The following is a 15,445-nucleotide window of genomic DNA, read 5'->3' as shown; positions in this document are numbered from 1 at the left end:
GCTGCGTCCCGCGCCGGAGCGGCTGACCCCACGCGGGTCGGTCTGTCTGCGCGTCTGCGGGCGCAAACGGTGAGTTCCGGGCGCGCCTAGCGATACATCCCCGCGCCGAGGGGTGCCCCGCGCAGGTCGGTCTGCCTGCGGAGCCACGCGGAGCAGCGAGCTTTCGCAAACGCTCGTCGGTCGGACCGAACGTTGCGGCACTCACCGTGCGCGCGGATCAGGTCAGCGGCCGCCGAGTGAGTCGGCGGCGCGCAGGGCGTCGCGGAGCATCGCGGCGTCCACCGGGAACGGTTCGTTGTGGATCGTCTCGCCGGGGGCGGTGGCGCGGGTTGCTATGGCGGTCAGCGTTTTCTGGTCTGCGTCGGCAAGTCCGAGGTCGGCCAGCGAGGTCGGCAGGCTGACGCGGTCGCAGAAATCCAGGACGGCGCCGATCTCGTCGTCGGGTGCGCCTTCGAGCACCAGCTGGGTGAGCACGCCGAACGCGACCTTCTCGCCGTGCAGGTACGGGTGGGTCTGCGGAACGGCGGTGAGACCGTTGTGCACCGCGTGCGCGGCCGCCAGGCCGGAGGACTCGAATCCGAGCCCGGACAGCAGGGTGTTGGCCTCGACGATACGTTCGAGAGCCGGGGTGACGGTCTGGGTATGGACCGCCGCCAACGCCTGCTGACCGTCGGCGAGCAAAGTGCGGTAACACAATTCGGCGAGCGCCGCGGCGCCGTGGGTGGACGCGCCGCCGCGCATATTGCGCACGTGCCCGTCGAGGCAGGTGCGCGCCTCGAACCAGGTGGCGAGCGCGTCGCCCATGCCCGACGTGAGCAGCCGCGCGGGAGCTTGCGCGATGGTCGAGGTGTCCACCAGCACCAGCGCGGGATTGCGACGCACCAGCTGGTACGCCTCGAATTCGCCTTCCTCCGTGTAGATCACCGAGAGCGCGCTGCACGGCGCATCGCTGGAGGCGGTGGTCGGACAGCTGACCATCGGCAGCCCGAGATCGTCGGCCACCGCCCGCGCCGAATCGATCACCTTCCCGCCGCCGGCACCGAGCACCGCGGCGCTGCCGCTCGCCCGCACGGCCTCGGTGATCCGCGTGAGCTCCGCCCTGCTGCACTCTCCACCCGAGGGATGCACCGAATACTCGATACTCGCCGCACCCAAGGACCGCTCCCACGTCGCGGCGAGCAGCCGCCGCGCACTCTTCCCCGCCACGATCAAGACCGGCCCCCTGATCCCCAGCCGGCGCAGCTCCTGCCCCAACGCCGTCGTCGCATCGCGCCCCTGCACATAGTGCCCCGGCGACGAGAACACACTCAGCATCATCCGGCACCTCCCAACTCGAGGGGCACCGATTCCCCAGCGCACCCCAGCTGTCCGCCATCGACTTGCCACCAACGCTACGCGCCCGCGCCCGCGGAGCACCGTCGATTCACACCCCCGCCCGGAGGCGCCGCCCGTGGACCGCGATGCGGCCTCAGAACCCGATGGTGTCCAGCCTCAGATCGAACGGCGCGGGCAACGCGATGGCGGTGCCGAACGAGTAAGGACCGTGCACCTCGCCGTAGCCGAGATCGTGCGGGTCGGAATAACGGCCAGGTCCGGCATGTACCAGTTCACGGCGCCTGGCAGATCCAGGTTTCCGGAGCCCATCAGGCAGTCGAGTTCGTCTACCCGGGCATCGAGCGGCCGACTCGGCGGCAATGCCACCGGTCGGATTCGCCCGAACCGCCGATTCCAGCGATTCGCGCGTTCGTCAGTGCGGCCAGTGGTGGCGCCAATCCGCCGAGTCGAGTTGGCCGCGGGTGCCGCGGGCGGACTCGGCGGCGTCTTCGGCAGCGCGGATGGCGGTGGCGAAGGAGAGGGTGGCCTTGCGGAGGCGTTCTTCGGCGCTGTCGGGACCACCGAGGTGGACGACACGCAGGTCGGGTGGGATCAGGTCGTCCGGAAGTCCGGCTTTGGTGCTGCGGGCGATGATCTTCTCGGCGAGCGCGAGCGCGGGCTGAGCCATGGCGATGCCGTCGAGGCAGGATCGGCGGGATTTCTCGGCGGACTTGCGCTCTTCCCAGGCCCGCTCCTGGGCGGCGATCTTCTCTTCGACGGTGGCGTCGGGCGCGATGCCGGAGTCGATCAGGTGCGGGCTGCGGTTGACGAGCTTGGCGACCAGGGCGGCCGCCACGTCATCGACGGTGAATTCGCCTGCGGCTTCGGCAATTCGGGAGTGGAAGAGCACCTGGAGCAGCAGATCGCCGAGTTCTTCCTTGATGGTCTCGGCGTCGGTGTGCTGAATGGCGTCGAGGAGTTCGTAGGTCTCCTCGAGCAGGTAGGGCCGCAGGGAGTCGTGGGTCTGGGTGACCTCCCAGCCACCGAAGTTCCACAGCCGGTCCATGACCTCGACGGCACCCGCCAAACCCGCGGCAACCAGGGCTACGTCTGCCCCGGACCGCGCACCTCGGCTCCCCGACGACGCGACCCGGTCCTCGACAGCGGATTCTCCGGCACCGGCTGACGCGCCTCGGCTCTCCGATGTGCCGTTACCCGCGGCGGAACCCTCGGATCGCCCTGGCTCCGCTCCTGCGGCGGCGTCCGGAGTACTCATCGAGCCGCCGTCGCCTCGGTGTCCACCGTGAGATCCACTGCCCCCTTGGCCTTTCCGTCCAGCGCGAGCAGCAGGTCGGCGACGAACTGCAACAGCCGAACGTCGCGGACCCGCTCCGCGCCGACGCTGTCCTCGACCCTGGGCAGCGGCAGCTGCACGACGCCACTGGCCGCCTTGTAGCCAGCGCTCGGGTAGAGCCGCTTCAACCGCAACTGCTTGGAGTCGGGCAGATTCAGCAGCGGCGAGACCTTCAAAGTCGTTCCGGTGACGGCGATCTCGGTGACACCGTACTCGCGCGCCACCAGCCGCAGCTTCGCCACCGACACCAGGCGTCCCACCTCGACCGGCAGCGGTCCGTAGCGGTCGACCAGCTCCTCCACCACCGCGGCGAGAGCCGGATCGTCTTGGGCGGCAGCCAGTTTGCGGTACGCCTCCAAGCGCAGCCGATCGCTGGCGATGTAATCGGGCGGGATGTGCGCGTCGACCGGCAGGTCGATGCGGACCTCCTTGACCTCCTCGGTGCTGATCGGCTTCCCGTCCGCCGCGGCGCGATACGCCTCGACGGCCTCGCCGACCAGGCGCACGTACAGGTCGAAGCCGACGCCCGCGACATGGCCGGACTGCTCGGCGCCGAGCACGTTGCCCGCGCCGCGAATCTCCAAGTCCTTCATGGCCACCGCCATGCCGGCACCGAGGTCGGAGTTCTGCGCGATGGTGGCGAGCCGGTCGTAGGCGGTCTCGGTGAGCGGCTTCTCCGGCGGATACAGGAAATAGGCGTAGCCGCGCTCCCTGCTGCGCCCGACCCGGCCGCGCAGCTGGTGCAGCTGCGAAAGACCGAGCGCGTCGGCGCGTTCCACGAGCAGGGTGTTGGCATTCGAGATGTCCAGGCCGGTCTCGATGATGGTGGTGCACACCAGCACGTCGAACTCGCGCTGCCAGAAGCCCTGCACGGTCTGCTCGAGCATGTCCTCGTTCATCTGACCGTGCGCGACCACCACTCGCGCCTCCGGCACCAGATCGCGAATCCGCTTGGCCGCCTTGTCGATCGAGGAGACCCGGTTGTGCACGTAGAACACCTGGCCGTCACGCAGCAGCTCGCGGCGGATGGCGGCGGTGACCTGCTTGTCGTTGTACGCGCCGACGTAGGTGAGCACCGGGTGCCGCTCTTCCGGCGGGGTGAGGATGGTCGACATCTCGCGGATGCCCGCCAGGCTCATCTCCAAGGTGCGCGGGATCGGGGTCGCCGACATGGTCAGCACATCGACGTGCGTGCGCAGCGCCTTGATGTGCTCCTTGTGCTCGACGCCGAAGCGCTGCTCCTCGTCGACGACGACCAAGCCGAGATTCTTCCACCGCACGCCCGTCTGGAGCAGGCGATGGGTGCCGACCACGATGTCGACCGCGCCGTCGGCCATGCCCTCCAGCACCGCCCGCGATTCGGCGGGATCGGTGAAGCGGGACAGGCCCTTCACGGTGACCGGGAACCCGGCGACGCGCTCGGTGAACGTCTGCAGATGCTGCTGGGCCAGCAGCGTCGTCGGCACCAGCACGACCACCTGCTTGCCGTCCTGCACCGCCTTGAACGCGGCGCGCACCGCGATCTCGGTCTTGCCGTAGCCGACGTCGCCGCAGACCACGCGGTCCATCGGAACCGGCTTCTCCATGTCCGACTTGACCTCGGCGATGGCGGTCATCTGATCGACCGTCTCGGTGAACGCGAACGCGTCCTCCATCTCCTGCTGCCACGGTGTGTCCGGCGCGAAGGCGTGCCCCGGCGCCGCCTGCCTGGCCGCGTAGAGCTGCACCAGCTCGCCCGCGATCTCGCGAACGGCCTTGCGCGCCTTGCGTTTCGTGTTCGCCCAGTCGGAGCCGCCCAGCTTGGAGAGGCTGGGCATCTCGCCGCCGACGTAGCGGGAGAGCTGGTCCAGCGACTCCATCGGCACGAACAACCGGTCGCCGGGCTGGCCACGCTTGCTCGGCGCGTACTCGATGACCAGGTATTCCCGCCGCGCGCCGCCCACGGTGCGCTCGATCATCTCCACGAACCGGCCGATGCCGTGCTGGTCGTGCACCACCATGTCGCCCGCGTTGAGGGCGAGCGGGTCCACCTGGTTGCGCCGCTTGGCCGGCAGCCGCTTGCCCTCGGCGGGCGCGGTGACCCGGTTACCGGTCAGGTCGGACTCGGCGACCACGACCAGCCCGGCGTCCTCGAACACCAAGCCGTCGTGCAACGAACCGCACAGCACGCCGACGACACCCGAGGTCGGCTCCGCGCCGGTGTCCAGTGCCGCGGCGGGCACGTCCGCGTCGGCGAGCCGCTCCAGCACGCGTTGCGCGGTGCCGTGACCGGCCACGACCACCACGGCCCGCCCGCCGGTGGCCACGTGCGCGCGCAGCGAGGCGAAGATCGTCGCCACCAGTTCGTCGGAGCCGCGGGCCGCCGGACCGGCGAGCACCGGAAGCACGACCTCCGCGGGATCGCCCGATTCCAACGGGCTCAGGCTCCACCACGGCAGGCCGTGCCGGTCGGCGCTCTCCTGGATCTCCGGCAGCGCCCGGTACGAGGAGGCCGCCAAGTCGAGGCCGTGCCCGCCGAGCGGCGCGGCGCCGCCGAACGAGGCCGCGGTCCAGGACGCCTCCAGGAACTCCTCCCCGGTGCGCACCAGGTCGGCGGCGCGGGTGCGGATCTTCTCCGGATCGCACAGCAGCACGTGCGTGCCCTCGGCCAGCTGTTCGGTGAGCAGCCGCAGCTCACCGGGCTGCAACACCGGAAGCAGCGCCTCCATGCCGTCCACCGGGATGCCCTCGGCCAGCTTCTCCAACATCTCGACCAGTGCCGCGTCGGCCGCGTTCGCCTCGGCCACCTCCGCCGCACGCGCCCGCACCTCCGTGGTGAGCAGCAGCTCACGGCACGGCGGCGCGACCACGACGTCCACCTGGAGATCGCCGAGCGACCGCTGGTCGGCGACCGCGAAGGGCCGCAGCTCGGTCACCTCGTCACCCCAGAACTCGACGCGCACCGGATGGTCGGCCGTCGGCGGGAACAGGTCGAGGATGCCGCCGCGCACCGCGAACTCGCCGCGCTTACCCACCATGTCCACCCGGGTGTAAGCGAATTCGACCAGGCGAACGAGCAATTCGTCGAAATCGAACTCAGCGCCCACCCGCAGCACGATCGGCTCGATATCGCCGAGCCCGGCCGCCATCGGCTGCATCAGCGAACGCACGGTGGTCACCACGACGTGCAGCGGCTCGGGGAACACCGGGTCCGCCCGCCCGTCGCCCGACCACCGCCCCTCATCGAACCGCTTCGCGGTGCCGTAATCCAGCGCGAGTCTGCGTAGCACCTCCAGCCTGCGCCCGACCGTGTCCGCGCCCGGCGACAGCCGCTCGTGCGGCAGGGTCTCCCAGGACGGGAACTGCGCGACCGCCTCGCCGAGGATCTCCTGCAACTCGACCGTCAGATCGTCGGCCTCGCGGCCCGTCGCGGTCACCACCACCAGCGGCCGCGCGGCCGCCACCGTCGCGGCCACGAACGGGCGCACCGCGGAAGGCGCCACCAACTCGACCGACGACTTCCCGATCAGCTCGGCGACCGTCCGCAGCGCGGCATCCGCTCCGGCCGCCGCGACCAGTCCTGCCAGTGGTGGACGGTGGGTGGACATCGACAACTCCTGAGCTCAAGCGGGCATTTCGAGCGGCGAGCTGAGTTTACGGCGCGCCGGGGCGCGCGGGTTCGCGGCCCCTTTTGTCTCGCTTCCCAGCGGTCGAGACTCGCGACTTCGTCGCATGCGCTTCGACCGCTGGGAAGCGAGACGGCCGCGAACGGGCTCGTAAGACTCGCCCTCGAGGTGGCTGGGATGGCGTGTATCGCGCGGTTCGGCTCAGGCGGGCCAACGATGGCGGGCGGCCATCCGCGGTGCGGTGCGGGAGCGGGTCACGGCCCGCACAGACCCTGACGGCACCGACGATCGCGTGCGCATGAGGCATCGACGACCGGCGCACGACGAGCATAGGGGCAGCGAATCGGAGACTGCATTCGAGCCGACTTCGGCCTGGATACCTCCCGCTGCTCCTCCTCACCACACCCGTTGGCGCACGGGATCATTGAGTTTCCAGCGCACCTAACCCGTTGCGCACCTGCGCTTCCGGCGCTACGGCACGTAGCGGCGCAGGCGGCGGGCGGCGAATTCGCGGAAGTACGAAAGCTTTTCCGTCGGGACGATGGACGGGAGCAGGAAGTACCAAGCACGTTCCATGCGGGTGGCCATCTGGTCCATCGACTCGGTGCCGACCGCGACGATGTGCACGCCCGCGGTGACCTCTTGCAGCAGCAGGCCGACGACCTCGGGATCGAGGTCGGATTCCAAATCGCCCTGGGCGATGGCCCGTTCGGCCAGAAGGCGATACGTATCGCCCCAGGTCTTGGCGATGTTGTCGCCCTGGGCGCCGCGGTAGTCGCCGATCTGGTGGGTCAGCTTGAGCATCGCGCCGACCATCGGGTCGTTCATCGACAGGTCGGCGACCACGTACGTGATGCCGATACACGCCTCCAGCGCGGGCACCCGGGGATCGAAGAAGCCCTGGCACGAGCTGATCAGTCGCTCGTTGCCCTGATCGACGACGGCGCGCGCCAGTTCTTCCTTCGAACCGAAGTGAAAGTACAAGGCGCCCTTGGTCACATTGGACTGCGCGATGATCTCGCTCAGGCTCGCGTTCGCATATCCCAAGCGCAGAAAGACATCGGCAGCGCCCGCAAGGACGGAATCGCGGGTGATCTCCGCGCGCGCTTGCCTAGCCATCAGATCCGCCTGTCATCCCTAAAACCAGCCATCCTGAAGTAGACCGACATCCCGAAGTAAGACCGACATACCGCCCGAACAGCACCCAGAGGATGGGTGAACCGTACCACCAGGTGGGCGCACGACAGTCAATTCGAGCATTCGGCCGAGCCTCCATCGCAATTCGCTGGTTAACAACGGTCAGTCCGGCGCGCCCGCGGGCCATTCCGAACTCAGCTGCGGATCGGCCTCCAAGTGGCTCAGACCGTTCCAGCAGAGATTCACCAGATGCGCTGCCACAACCTCTTTGGATGGTTCGCGCACGTCCAGCCACCACGTCGCGGCCGTGGAGACCATACCCACCAAACCCTGCGCGTACAGCGTAGCCAGGCTGGTGTCGAGATGGCGCCGCTCGAAGTCGCCTGCCAGGATGTGCGCGACCTGGTTCACGGCCTCGTTGAGCAGGCTGGAGTAGCGGCCGTCGTCGGTGGTCGCGACCTGGTCGCGCACCAGGATCCGGAAGCCGTCGGTGCGCTCCTCGATGTAGGTGAGCAGCGCGAGCGCCACCTGCTCGAGCCGCACCCGGGAACGATTCTGGGTGAGCGAGGAGGTGATCATGTCCAAAAGCATCGACATCTCGCGGTCGACGACCACCGCGTAGAGACCCTCTTTGCCGCCGAAGTGTTCGTACACCACGGGTTTGGAGACCTGGGCGCGCTGCGCGATCTCCTCGATCGAGGTCGCGTCGTACCCGCGTTCGGCGAACAGCGCCCTGCCGATCTCGATCAACTGCTGGCGCCGTTGGGTTCCCGTCATCCGCGGACGAGACACGCTGTTCCGCCTCTCCGTGTCAGGTCGCCGGTCGTGCGTGGCTCGCCGGTTCCGCGCCTGGCCACCGAGCTGGCCGTGCCGGGTTTCTGGCGTTCCTGGCGAGTTGTCCATGTGCTTGCGAAATCAGTCGTTTGCCTGGGGCGTCTGTGGGGTACCGCGCCCTCGCGCAGAACCTTACCGCGCGAGGACGACTGTTCCAGACAGCGAGTGCCTCCGCAGCCGTCGGCCGCCCTGCGGTCCGGGCAACGCGCGCGGAGGTGGTATCGGTTCGACGTGAGACGGGTCTTCGTGCGAGGATTCAACCCGTGCCGAGGCACAGCGGCGGTTCATTGGTCCGCCGGTGTGGCGATCCGCCGTAGTGTAATGGCAGCACCTCTGATTTTGGTTCAGATAGTTCAGGTTCGAGTCCTGGCGGCGGAGCACACCGGCACGGTGACTATCGTTGGCCCCGCACATCGCTGACCAAGCACGTTACAGCCAGCACGATGACAGGCAGCCGAGGGAGATCCATGCCACAGCAGACCGCCGTCGTCGTTCTCGCCGCCGGAGCCGGGACGCGAATGCGGTCGAAGACCCCCAAAGTTCTGCATTCGCTGGCCGGCCGAAGCATGCTCGCACACGCGCTGCATGCGGCGAACGAGATCGACCCCGCGCACCTCATCACGGTGGTGGGCCACGACAGAGAACAAGTCGGCGCCGCGGTCGCCGAAGTGGCCGCCGAGCTCGGCCGCGACATCACCCCCGCGCTCCAAGAGGAGCAACTCGGCACCGGCCACGCCGTCCAGTGCGCGCTGCGCTCGCTGCCCGACGACTTCACCGGCGACCTGCTGGTCACCTCCGCCGACGTGCCGCTGCTGGACGGGCACACGCTGGCCGCGCTGCTCGACGAGCACCGCAGCTACCCGGAACGTCCCGGCGTCACGGTGCTGACGTTCGTCCCCGAGGACCCGAACGGGTACGGCCGGATCATCCGCGACGCGGACGGTCAGGTCGTCGAGATCGTCGAACACGCCGACGCGACCCCCGAGCAGGCCTCGATCAACGAGGTCAATTCCGGCGTGTACGCGTTCGACGCCGTGGTGCTGCGCACCATGATCGGCAGGCTGTCGACCGCCAACGCCCAGCACGAGCTGTACCTCACCGACGTGCTGCGCTTGGCCCGCGAGGCAGGGCACCCGGTGCACGGCGCCCGCCTGATCGACGCGGCCAAGGTGACCGGGGTCAACGACCGGGTGCAGCTCTCGCTGGCCACCCGCACCCTGAACCGCTACATCCTGGAACGCCACATGCGCGCGGGCGTGACCATCGTCGACCCGGCAACCACCTGGGTGGACGCGAGCGTGCGGATCGGCAGGGACGCCGTGCTCCGGCCGGGCGTCCAGCTGCTCGGGGCGACCGTGATCGGCGAGGATGCCGAGATCGGACCCGACAGCACGCTCACCGACGTGGTGGTCGGCGACGGCGCGAAGGTGATACGCACGCACGGCGAGCAGTCCACCATCGGGCCCGGCGCGGCCATCGGACCGTTCAGCTATCTGCGGCCGGGCACCGTGGTCGGCGATTCCGGCAAGCTCGGCGCCTTCGTCGAGACCAAGAACGCCACCATCGGCGCGCATTCCAAGGTGCCGCACCTCACCTACGTCGGGGACGCGACGATCGGCGAGCACAGCAACATCGGCGCTTCCAGCGTCTTCGTCAACTACGACGGCGTGCGCAAGCATCACACCGTGGTCGGTTCACACGTGCGCACCGGCAGCGACACCATGTTCGTCGCGCCGGTGACCGTGGGTGACGGCGCGTATACGGCGGCGGGTACTGTACTGCGCAGAGACGTTCCACCGGGCGCGCTCGCGGTGTCCGGTGGCGCACAGCGCAATATTGAGAACTGGGTGCAGCGGTACCGGCCGGGGACCGCGGCGGCGATCGCGGCGGCGGCGGCGATCGCGGCCGACGAGATGTCGGGTCAGGCAATCGAGCAAAAGGATGGCAAACAGCAGTGACCGCGTCATGGATCGATAACCAGAAGAACCTGATGCTCTTCGCGGGACGCTCCCATCCTGAGCTGGCCGAGCAGGTCGCCAAGGAACTCGACGTCCACGTCACGCCCCAGATCGCCCGCGACTTCGCCAACGGCGAGACCTTCGTTCGCTTCGAGGAATCCGTCCGCGGTTCGGACGCGTTCGTGCTGCAGAGCTTCCCGGCGCCGGTGAACCAGTGGCTGATGGAACAGCTCATCATGATCGACGCGCTCAAGCGCGGTTCGGCCAAGCGGATCACCGCGGTGCTGCCGTTCTACCCGTACGCGCGCCAGGACAAGAAGCACCGCGGCCGCGAGCCGATCTCGGCTCGCCTGGTCGCCGACATGCTGAAGACCGCGGGCGCCGACCGCATCATCACCGTCGACCTGCACACCGACCAGATCCAGGGCTTCTTCGACGGTCCGGTCGACCACATGCACGCGCTGTTCCAGCTCTCCGAGCACGTGCGCGCCAACTACAGCCTGGACAACATCACCGTGGTCTCGCCCGACGCGGGCCGCGTGAAGGTCGCCGAGAAGTGGGCCGACGCGCTGGGCGGCGCGCCGGTGGCGTTCATCCACAAGACCCGCGACCCGCTGGTGCCCAACCAGGTGAAGTCGCACCGTCCGGTCGGTGACGTGGACGGCCGCACCTGCATCCTGATCGACGACATGATCGACACCGGTGGCACCATCGCCGAGGCCGTGCGCGTGCTGCGCGAGGCAGGCGCAGGCGACGTCGTCATCGCGGCGACGCACGGCGTGCTCTCCAACCCCGCCGCCGAGCGCCTCACCGCGTGCGGCGCGCGCGAGGTCGTGGTGACCAACACCCTGCCGATCACCGAGGACAAGAAGTTCCCGCAGCTGACGGTGCTGTCCATCGCGCCGCTGCTGGCCCGCACCATCCGCGAGGTCTTCGAGAACGGTTCGGTCACCGGCCTGTTCAACGGCAACGCGTGACGATCGCATAGCTACCGACGGCGGCCCGGGCTTACTGCCCGGGCCGCCGTCGTTTCGTCGGCCGGTGCGCGTTCGGGTGGGCGTACCTCCGCCTTCGCTCCGGCCATGCGCAGGTCTGTAGACGGACTACCCCCTAGGGCGTACTCCGCCTTCGCTCCGGCCATGCGCAGGTCTGACGGACTGTATCCGGCAGCGCCTCCTGGGCCCGCGCTGGAGTTGGCCGGGCGAACGTGATACCCATGTGGGGCAATCGAACACGTAGAGGGGGGCGTCGCCGTGACCATGCCGCAGGAACCGCGACCCGGCATCGACTTCGGCAAGTCGGGGCAGCAGGACGACAGCCGGTCGGCGGAGACTCAGGTCTACCAGCCGCCGAGCACGGCGCCGGAGACGCAGGTATACCAGCCGGGGCAGGTGTACGGGTCGAGCACCGCGCCGGAAACGCAGGTGTACCAACACGGTTCGGCGAGCGTCCCCGCGGCGCCGGTCTATCAGCCGCCGGAGCCGTCCGCCTACCCCGCCGCTCCCCCGCCCCCGCAGTATCCGGCCGGTGGCGTCTACGGGTATCCGCCGCTCGACGGCGCTCCGGCGGGCACGCCGCCCACGGGTTATCCGCAGCAGCCGAGCCCGTACGACGCGCCGCCCGCCTATCCGGCCGCGCCCGCGTATCCCGCCGCCGCACCTGGCTATCCGGCCGCACCAAGTTATCCGGCCGCACCGGGTTATCCGGCGGCACCGGCGTATCCGGCCGCACCGCAGTCCGGCGGTTACGCGCCGTATGGGCCCTACACGCCAACGCAGACGCAGACGCTGTCGATCATCAGCTTCGTCTGCCTCGGGCTCAGTGTGGTCGGCGCCGGGTTCTGCTTCTTCCCCATCCTGCTCACCGGACCGGCGGGCATCATTCTCGGCTTCGTCGGTCACTCGAAGGGTGAATCGCTCGGCAAATGGGCGGCCATCGCGAACGCCGTGGTGTTGGTACTGGCGATCTTGCTGGTCGTGTTCGTGGTCGGAATAGCGAGCGTCTCCTCTTAGTCGCGTGCTCGACCGATCCGCGAATTCCTGGACTCGGTTGGCCCCGTCCAGGCACCGGCGGGACGATACTGGGACCCATGAACCGTGACCGATTGGACATGGACATGGGAGACGACAACCAGGAAGACGAGATCCGCGCATACGAGCGCTACATCGAGAACCCGCCCCAGAACCTCACGATCCGAGATCGGGAGAGCGAGGACGACGGCAGGCTCGGCATCGGCGAGGACCTCGACCAGCGCTGGACGCGTCGCCGTCAGCGCGCCGAGGACGCGGCCGAATCCACCTTGCCCGCCGAAGAGGCGGCGATGGCGATCATCGACGACTCCGAATTGGAAGATTCGGATTCCTAGGTTTCGCTCCGGCCGAGCACGGGCCTGAGAACGGACTACGTCCGGCAGCGCCCGTCAGGCGCAGCTGCGCCTATGGTGATACAGGCTCGAATCACGTGGTACCCGGGGGTTGGCGAGGCGAACACGACCAGGAGGCCGCTGATGACCACACCGAAGAATCCCGACGAGTCGTCCGAGACACCGCTGACCGGTAGCGCACCGCAGTCGGGGCAGGAGTCCGCGGCCTCGTCCTCGCAGCCGAAGAAGGCGGAGGAACCCGAGCCGACGGGCACCGAATGGGCGACGCCCGCATCGGCCGAGCAGTTCCCCGGCGAGACGACTCAGCCGTCGATGTCGTCCCCGGGCGGCGGCGAGTCCTCGTCGTCCGGCAGCGCGTCGGAACCGCCCGTAACGGGCGCGGCGCCACAGTCGACCGGCCCGGAGGGTTGGAATCAGCCGGGGGCGGGTCAGCCCGAGTATCCGCCCGGCGGACAGCCCAGCTATCAGGCGGGATACCCCGCAGCGGGACAGTCCGGGTCTTCCTCGGGTGACCAGCCCGGCGACTCCGGCGGTGGTCAGCCCGGCTCGCCCGGTGGCGGTCAGCCCGGCTACCCCTCGGGTGAGAAGCCTGGCGAACAGCCCCCGTATCCCGGTGGCGGCCAGCCTGGCTCGCCCGGCGGCGGGCAGCCCGAGTATCCCTCCGGCGGACAGCCCGGCTACCCGTCAGGTGAGAAGCCCGGCGAACAGCCCCCCTATCCCGGTGGTGGGCAGCCGTACCCGGGCGGCCAGTCCGGCTATCCGTCCGGCGGACAGGCCGATTACCCGTCGGCGCAGCCGCCACCTCCGTACGGGGCGCAGCCGCCATATGGAGGCGGCTACCCTTCCTATCCGCAGCAGGGCCAGCCCTTCGGCGACACCGGGCAGCCGCGCAAGCCAGGCACCCAGACCATGTCGATTCTCGGCTTCGTGTGTGCCGCGCTCGCACTGGTCCTGTGTCCGATCCTGTTCGGCCCGGCCGGGATCGTGTTCGGCATCCTCGGCCACAACAAGGGCGAGCCGCTGGGCCGCTGGGCAGCCATCGCCTCAGGTGTCGCGCTGGTCGCCGGACTCGTCCTGAGCTTCCTGGTGCTGAACACCGAGATGGTCCCCGACCAGAATTGAGTCGGTGGCCCGTCGTAAGTTCTCGGCTATGAGTGGTTTCGGTGGGTTTCCATTGGCCGGGCTGGATTTCTACGAGGACCTGGAGGCCGACAACTCCAAGACGTTCTGGAACGCGCACAAGTCGGTGTACGAGGAGTCGGTGCGCGCGCCGATGGTCGCGCTCACCGCGGAGCTGGAAGCCGATTTCGGATCCGCCAAGATCTTCCGCCCCTACCGCGACGTGCGCTTCGCCAAGGACAAGTCCCCGTACAAGACGGCGCAGGGCGCGGTGGTCGGCACCGCGCCGGGCGTCGGCTGGTACGTGCAGATCAGCGCTGCCGGGCTGTTCGTCGGCGGCGGCTTCTACTCCGGGTCGTCCGCGCAGGTCGCGCAGTTGCGCACCGCGATCGACGACGACGTGCGCGGCCCGGAGCTGGAGAAGATCCTCGCCAAGCTGACCAAGGCGGGCTTCACCATCGGCGGCGAGAAGCTCAAGACCAAGCCCAAGGGCTACGACGCGGACCACCCGCGTCTCGATCTGCTGCGCCACAAGTCCCTGACCAGCAGCCGCGAATTCGGCGCCCCCGAATGGCTGGAGACGCCGCGCGCCGCGAAGGAAGTGCGCAAGGCATGGGAGACGATGCGGCCGTTCATCGATCGAATGACCGCGATCGTCGGCCCGGCGAACGCGTAGGCCGCGGGTTCAGACGCGCGCCGCGAGAACCAACGCGAAGCGATCGCCGGGATCGGTCCACACCCGCTCGGTGCGGAAACCCGCGGCGGCGAGTTCGCCGTCCAGGCCGTCGACGCGGAACTTCGCAGAGATCTCCGTGCGCAACTGCTCGCCGCGCGCGAAGCGCACCGTGAGGTCGAGGTCGGCGACGGTGACGGTCATGTCCTCGGTCGCCGCCAGCCGCATCTCGATCCACTCGCGCTCGGCGTCCCACAGCGCGACGTGCGTGAACTTCTCGGGCTCGAAGTTCGCGCGCAGCCGCTGGTTGAGCACGTGCAGGACGTTCCGATTGAACTCGGCGGTGACCCCGGCGGCGTCGTCGTAGGCGGGCACGAGCACCTCGGGTTCGATGACCAGCCCCGCGCCGAGCAGCAACCGCTCGCCCGGCTCGAGCACGTCCCGTATGCCGGCGAGGAAAGCGGCGCGCTCGTCGGGCACCAGATTGCCGATGGTGCCGCCGAGGAAGGCGATCATGCGGCGGCCGCCGCGCGGCAGGTTGTGCAGGGTGTCGGTGAAGTCGCTGACCACGCCGTGTACGGCCAACGCGGGGAACTCCGCGGCGACCTGCTCGGCCGCGTCCCGCAGCGCCGCCGACGAGACATCCTGCGGCACATAGGTCTTCAACGGCCCTTCGGCGGTCAACGCGGAGAGCAGCAGGCGGGTCTTGGCCGCCGAGCCCGCGCCCAGTTCGACGAGGACCTCGGCCTGCGCTGTCCGCGCGATGTCGCCCACCACCCGTTCCAGCAGCGCGCGTTCGGTGCGCGTCGGGTAGTACTCGGGGAGCTCGGTGATGCGTTCGAACAGTTCGCTGCCGCGGGCGTCGTAGAACCATTTGGGCGGCAGCCACTTCGGGTCGGCGGTCAGTCCGCGCCTGGCGTCGGACCGCAGTGCCGCGGTGAGGTCCTCGTCGGATAGGTACACATCCAGCGTCGGTGCGGTCATTGCGTAGGCCTTTCGGTATGGCTCGGATGGGGTCGGAAGCGCGGGCCGGACTGGGTGCGGTGGCTCTCGCGGCTTCGCGGTCGG

12 protein-coding genes and 1 tRNA gene are annotated in these 15,445 nt (G+C 69.1%); 7 read left to right on the top strand and 6 right to left on the bottom strand.

Annotation, left to right across the window (positions count from 1 at the left end; all coding sequences use genetic code 11):
* Positions 1 to 222 precede the first annotated feature (222 nt).
* From AB0H50_RS15935 to AB0H50_RS15915, 5 genes are all read right to left on the bottom strand, one after another.
* A complete protein-coding gene (locus tag AB0H50_RS15935; protein ID WP_357452344.1) occupies positions 223 to 1,314 on the bottom strand; it encodes a glycerol dehydrogenase in 1,092 nt (363 codons plus the stop codon).
* Between the two features lie 433 nt (positions 1,315 to 1,747).
* Complete coding sequence (locus tag AB0H50_RS15930; protein ID WP_357453402.1) at positions 1,748 to 2,380, bottom strand: MazG family protein; 633 nt, start codon at positions 2,378 to 2,380, stop codon at positions 1,748 to 1,750.
* 206 nt (positions 2,381 to 2,586) lie between these two features.
* Positions 2,587 to 6,255, bottom strand: coding sequence for a transcription-repair coupling factor (gene mfd / locus AB0H50_RS15925; RefSeq protein WP_357452341.1), 3,669 nt, complete (start codon positions 6,253 to 6,255; stop codon positions 2,587 to 2,589).
* 489 nt (positions 6,256 to 6,744) lie between these two features.
* On the bottom strand, positions 6,745 to 7,392 hold the full coding sequence (locus AB0H50_RS15920) for a TetR/AcrR family transcriptional regulator (protein ID WP_068051861.1): 648 nt from the start codon (positions 7,390 to 7,392) through the stop codon (positions 6,745 to 6,747).
* Positions 7,393 to 7,572: 180 nt separating this feature from the next.
* The gene (locus AB0H50_RS15915; RefSeq protein WP_357452338.1) at positions 7,573 to 8,187 is read right to left on the bottom strand and encodes a TetR/AcrR family transcriptional regulator; all 615 of its coding nucleotides are present in this window, start codon (positions 8,185 to 8,187) and stop codon (positions 7,573 to 7,575) included.
* Between the two features lie 364 nt (positions 8,188 to 8,551).
* On the opposite strand from AB0H50_RS15915, the gene AB0H50_RS15910 reads away from it, so the two are divergent.
* From AB0H50_RS15910 to AB0H50_RS15880, 7 genes are all read left to right on the top strand, one after another.
* A tRNA-Gln gene (locus AB0H50_RS15910) sits at positions 8,552 to 8,622 on the top strand.
* An 89-nt stretch (positions 8,623 to 8,711) separates the two neighbouring features.
* Positions 8,712 to 10,202 (top strand): bifunctional UDP-N-acetylglucosamine diphosphorylase/glucosamine-1-phosphate N-acetyltransferase GlmU, encoded by a 1,491-nt coding sequence (gene glmU, locus AB0H50_RS15905; protein ID WP_357452335.1) that lies wholly within the window; start codon positions 8,712 to 8,714, stop codon positions 10,200 to 10,202.
* The gene (locus AB0H50_RS15900; RefSeq protein WP_357452332.1) at positions 10,199 to 11,179 is read left to right on the top strand and encodes a ribose-phosphate diphosphokinase; all 981 of its coding nucleotides are present in this window, start codon (positions 10,199 to 10,201) and stop codon (positions 11,177 to 11,179) included. The genes glmU and AB0H50_RS15900 overlap by 4 nt, the downstream gene beginning before the upstream one ends.
* Positions 11,180 to 11,455: 276 nt before the next feature.
* Positions 11,456 to 12,214, top strand: coding sequence for a hypothetical protein (locus AB0H50_RS15895; RefSeq protein WP_357452329.1), 759 nt, complete (start codon positions 11,456 to 11,458; stop codon positions 12,212 to 12,214).
* Between the two features lie 77 nt (positions 12,215 to 12,291).
* Positions 12,292 to 12,567, top strand: a complete 276-nt coding sequence (locus AB0H50_RS15890; RefSeq protein WP_357452327.1) for a hypothetical protein — start codon at positions 12,292 to 12,294, stop codon at positions 12,565 to 12,567.
* 141 nt (positions 12,568 to 12,708) lie between these two features.
* Positions 12,709 to 13,707, top strand: coding sequence for a hypothetical protein (locus AB0H50_RS15885; RefSeq protein WP_357452324.1), 999 nt, complete (start codon positions 12,709 to 12,711; stop codon positions 13,705 to 13,707).
* Between the two features lie 28 nt (positions 13,708 to 13,735).
* The gene (locus tag AB0H50_RS15880) at positions 13,736 to 14,380 is read left to right on the top strand and encodes a DUF2461 domain-containing protein (RefSeq protein WP_357452321.1); all 645 of its coding nucleotides are present in this window, start codon (positions 13,736 to 13,738) and stop codon (positions 14,378 to 14,380) included.
* A 9-nt stretch (positions 14,381 to 14,389) separates the two neighbouring features.
* Here AB0H50_RS15880 and egtD read toward each other — a convergent pair whose 3' ends face one another.
* A complete protein-coding gene (gene egtD / locus AB0H50_RS15875; protein WP_357452318.1) occupies positions 14,390 to 15,361 on the bottom strand; it encodes an L-histidine N(alpha)-methyltransferase in 972 nt (323 codons plus the stop codon).
* Positions 15,362 to 15,445: the final 84 nt, after the last annotated feature.

The organism is Nocardia sp. NPDC050793 (assembly GCF_040654065.1).
Lineage (GTDB): Bacteria > Actinomycetota > Actinomycetes > Mycobacteriales > Mycobacteriaceae > Nocardia.
The sequence above is the reverse complement of the archived record's forward strand: the minus strand, read 5'-3'. Positions and strand labels throughout refer to the sequence as shown.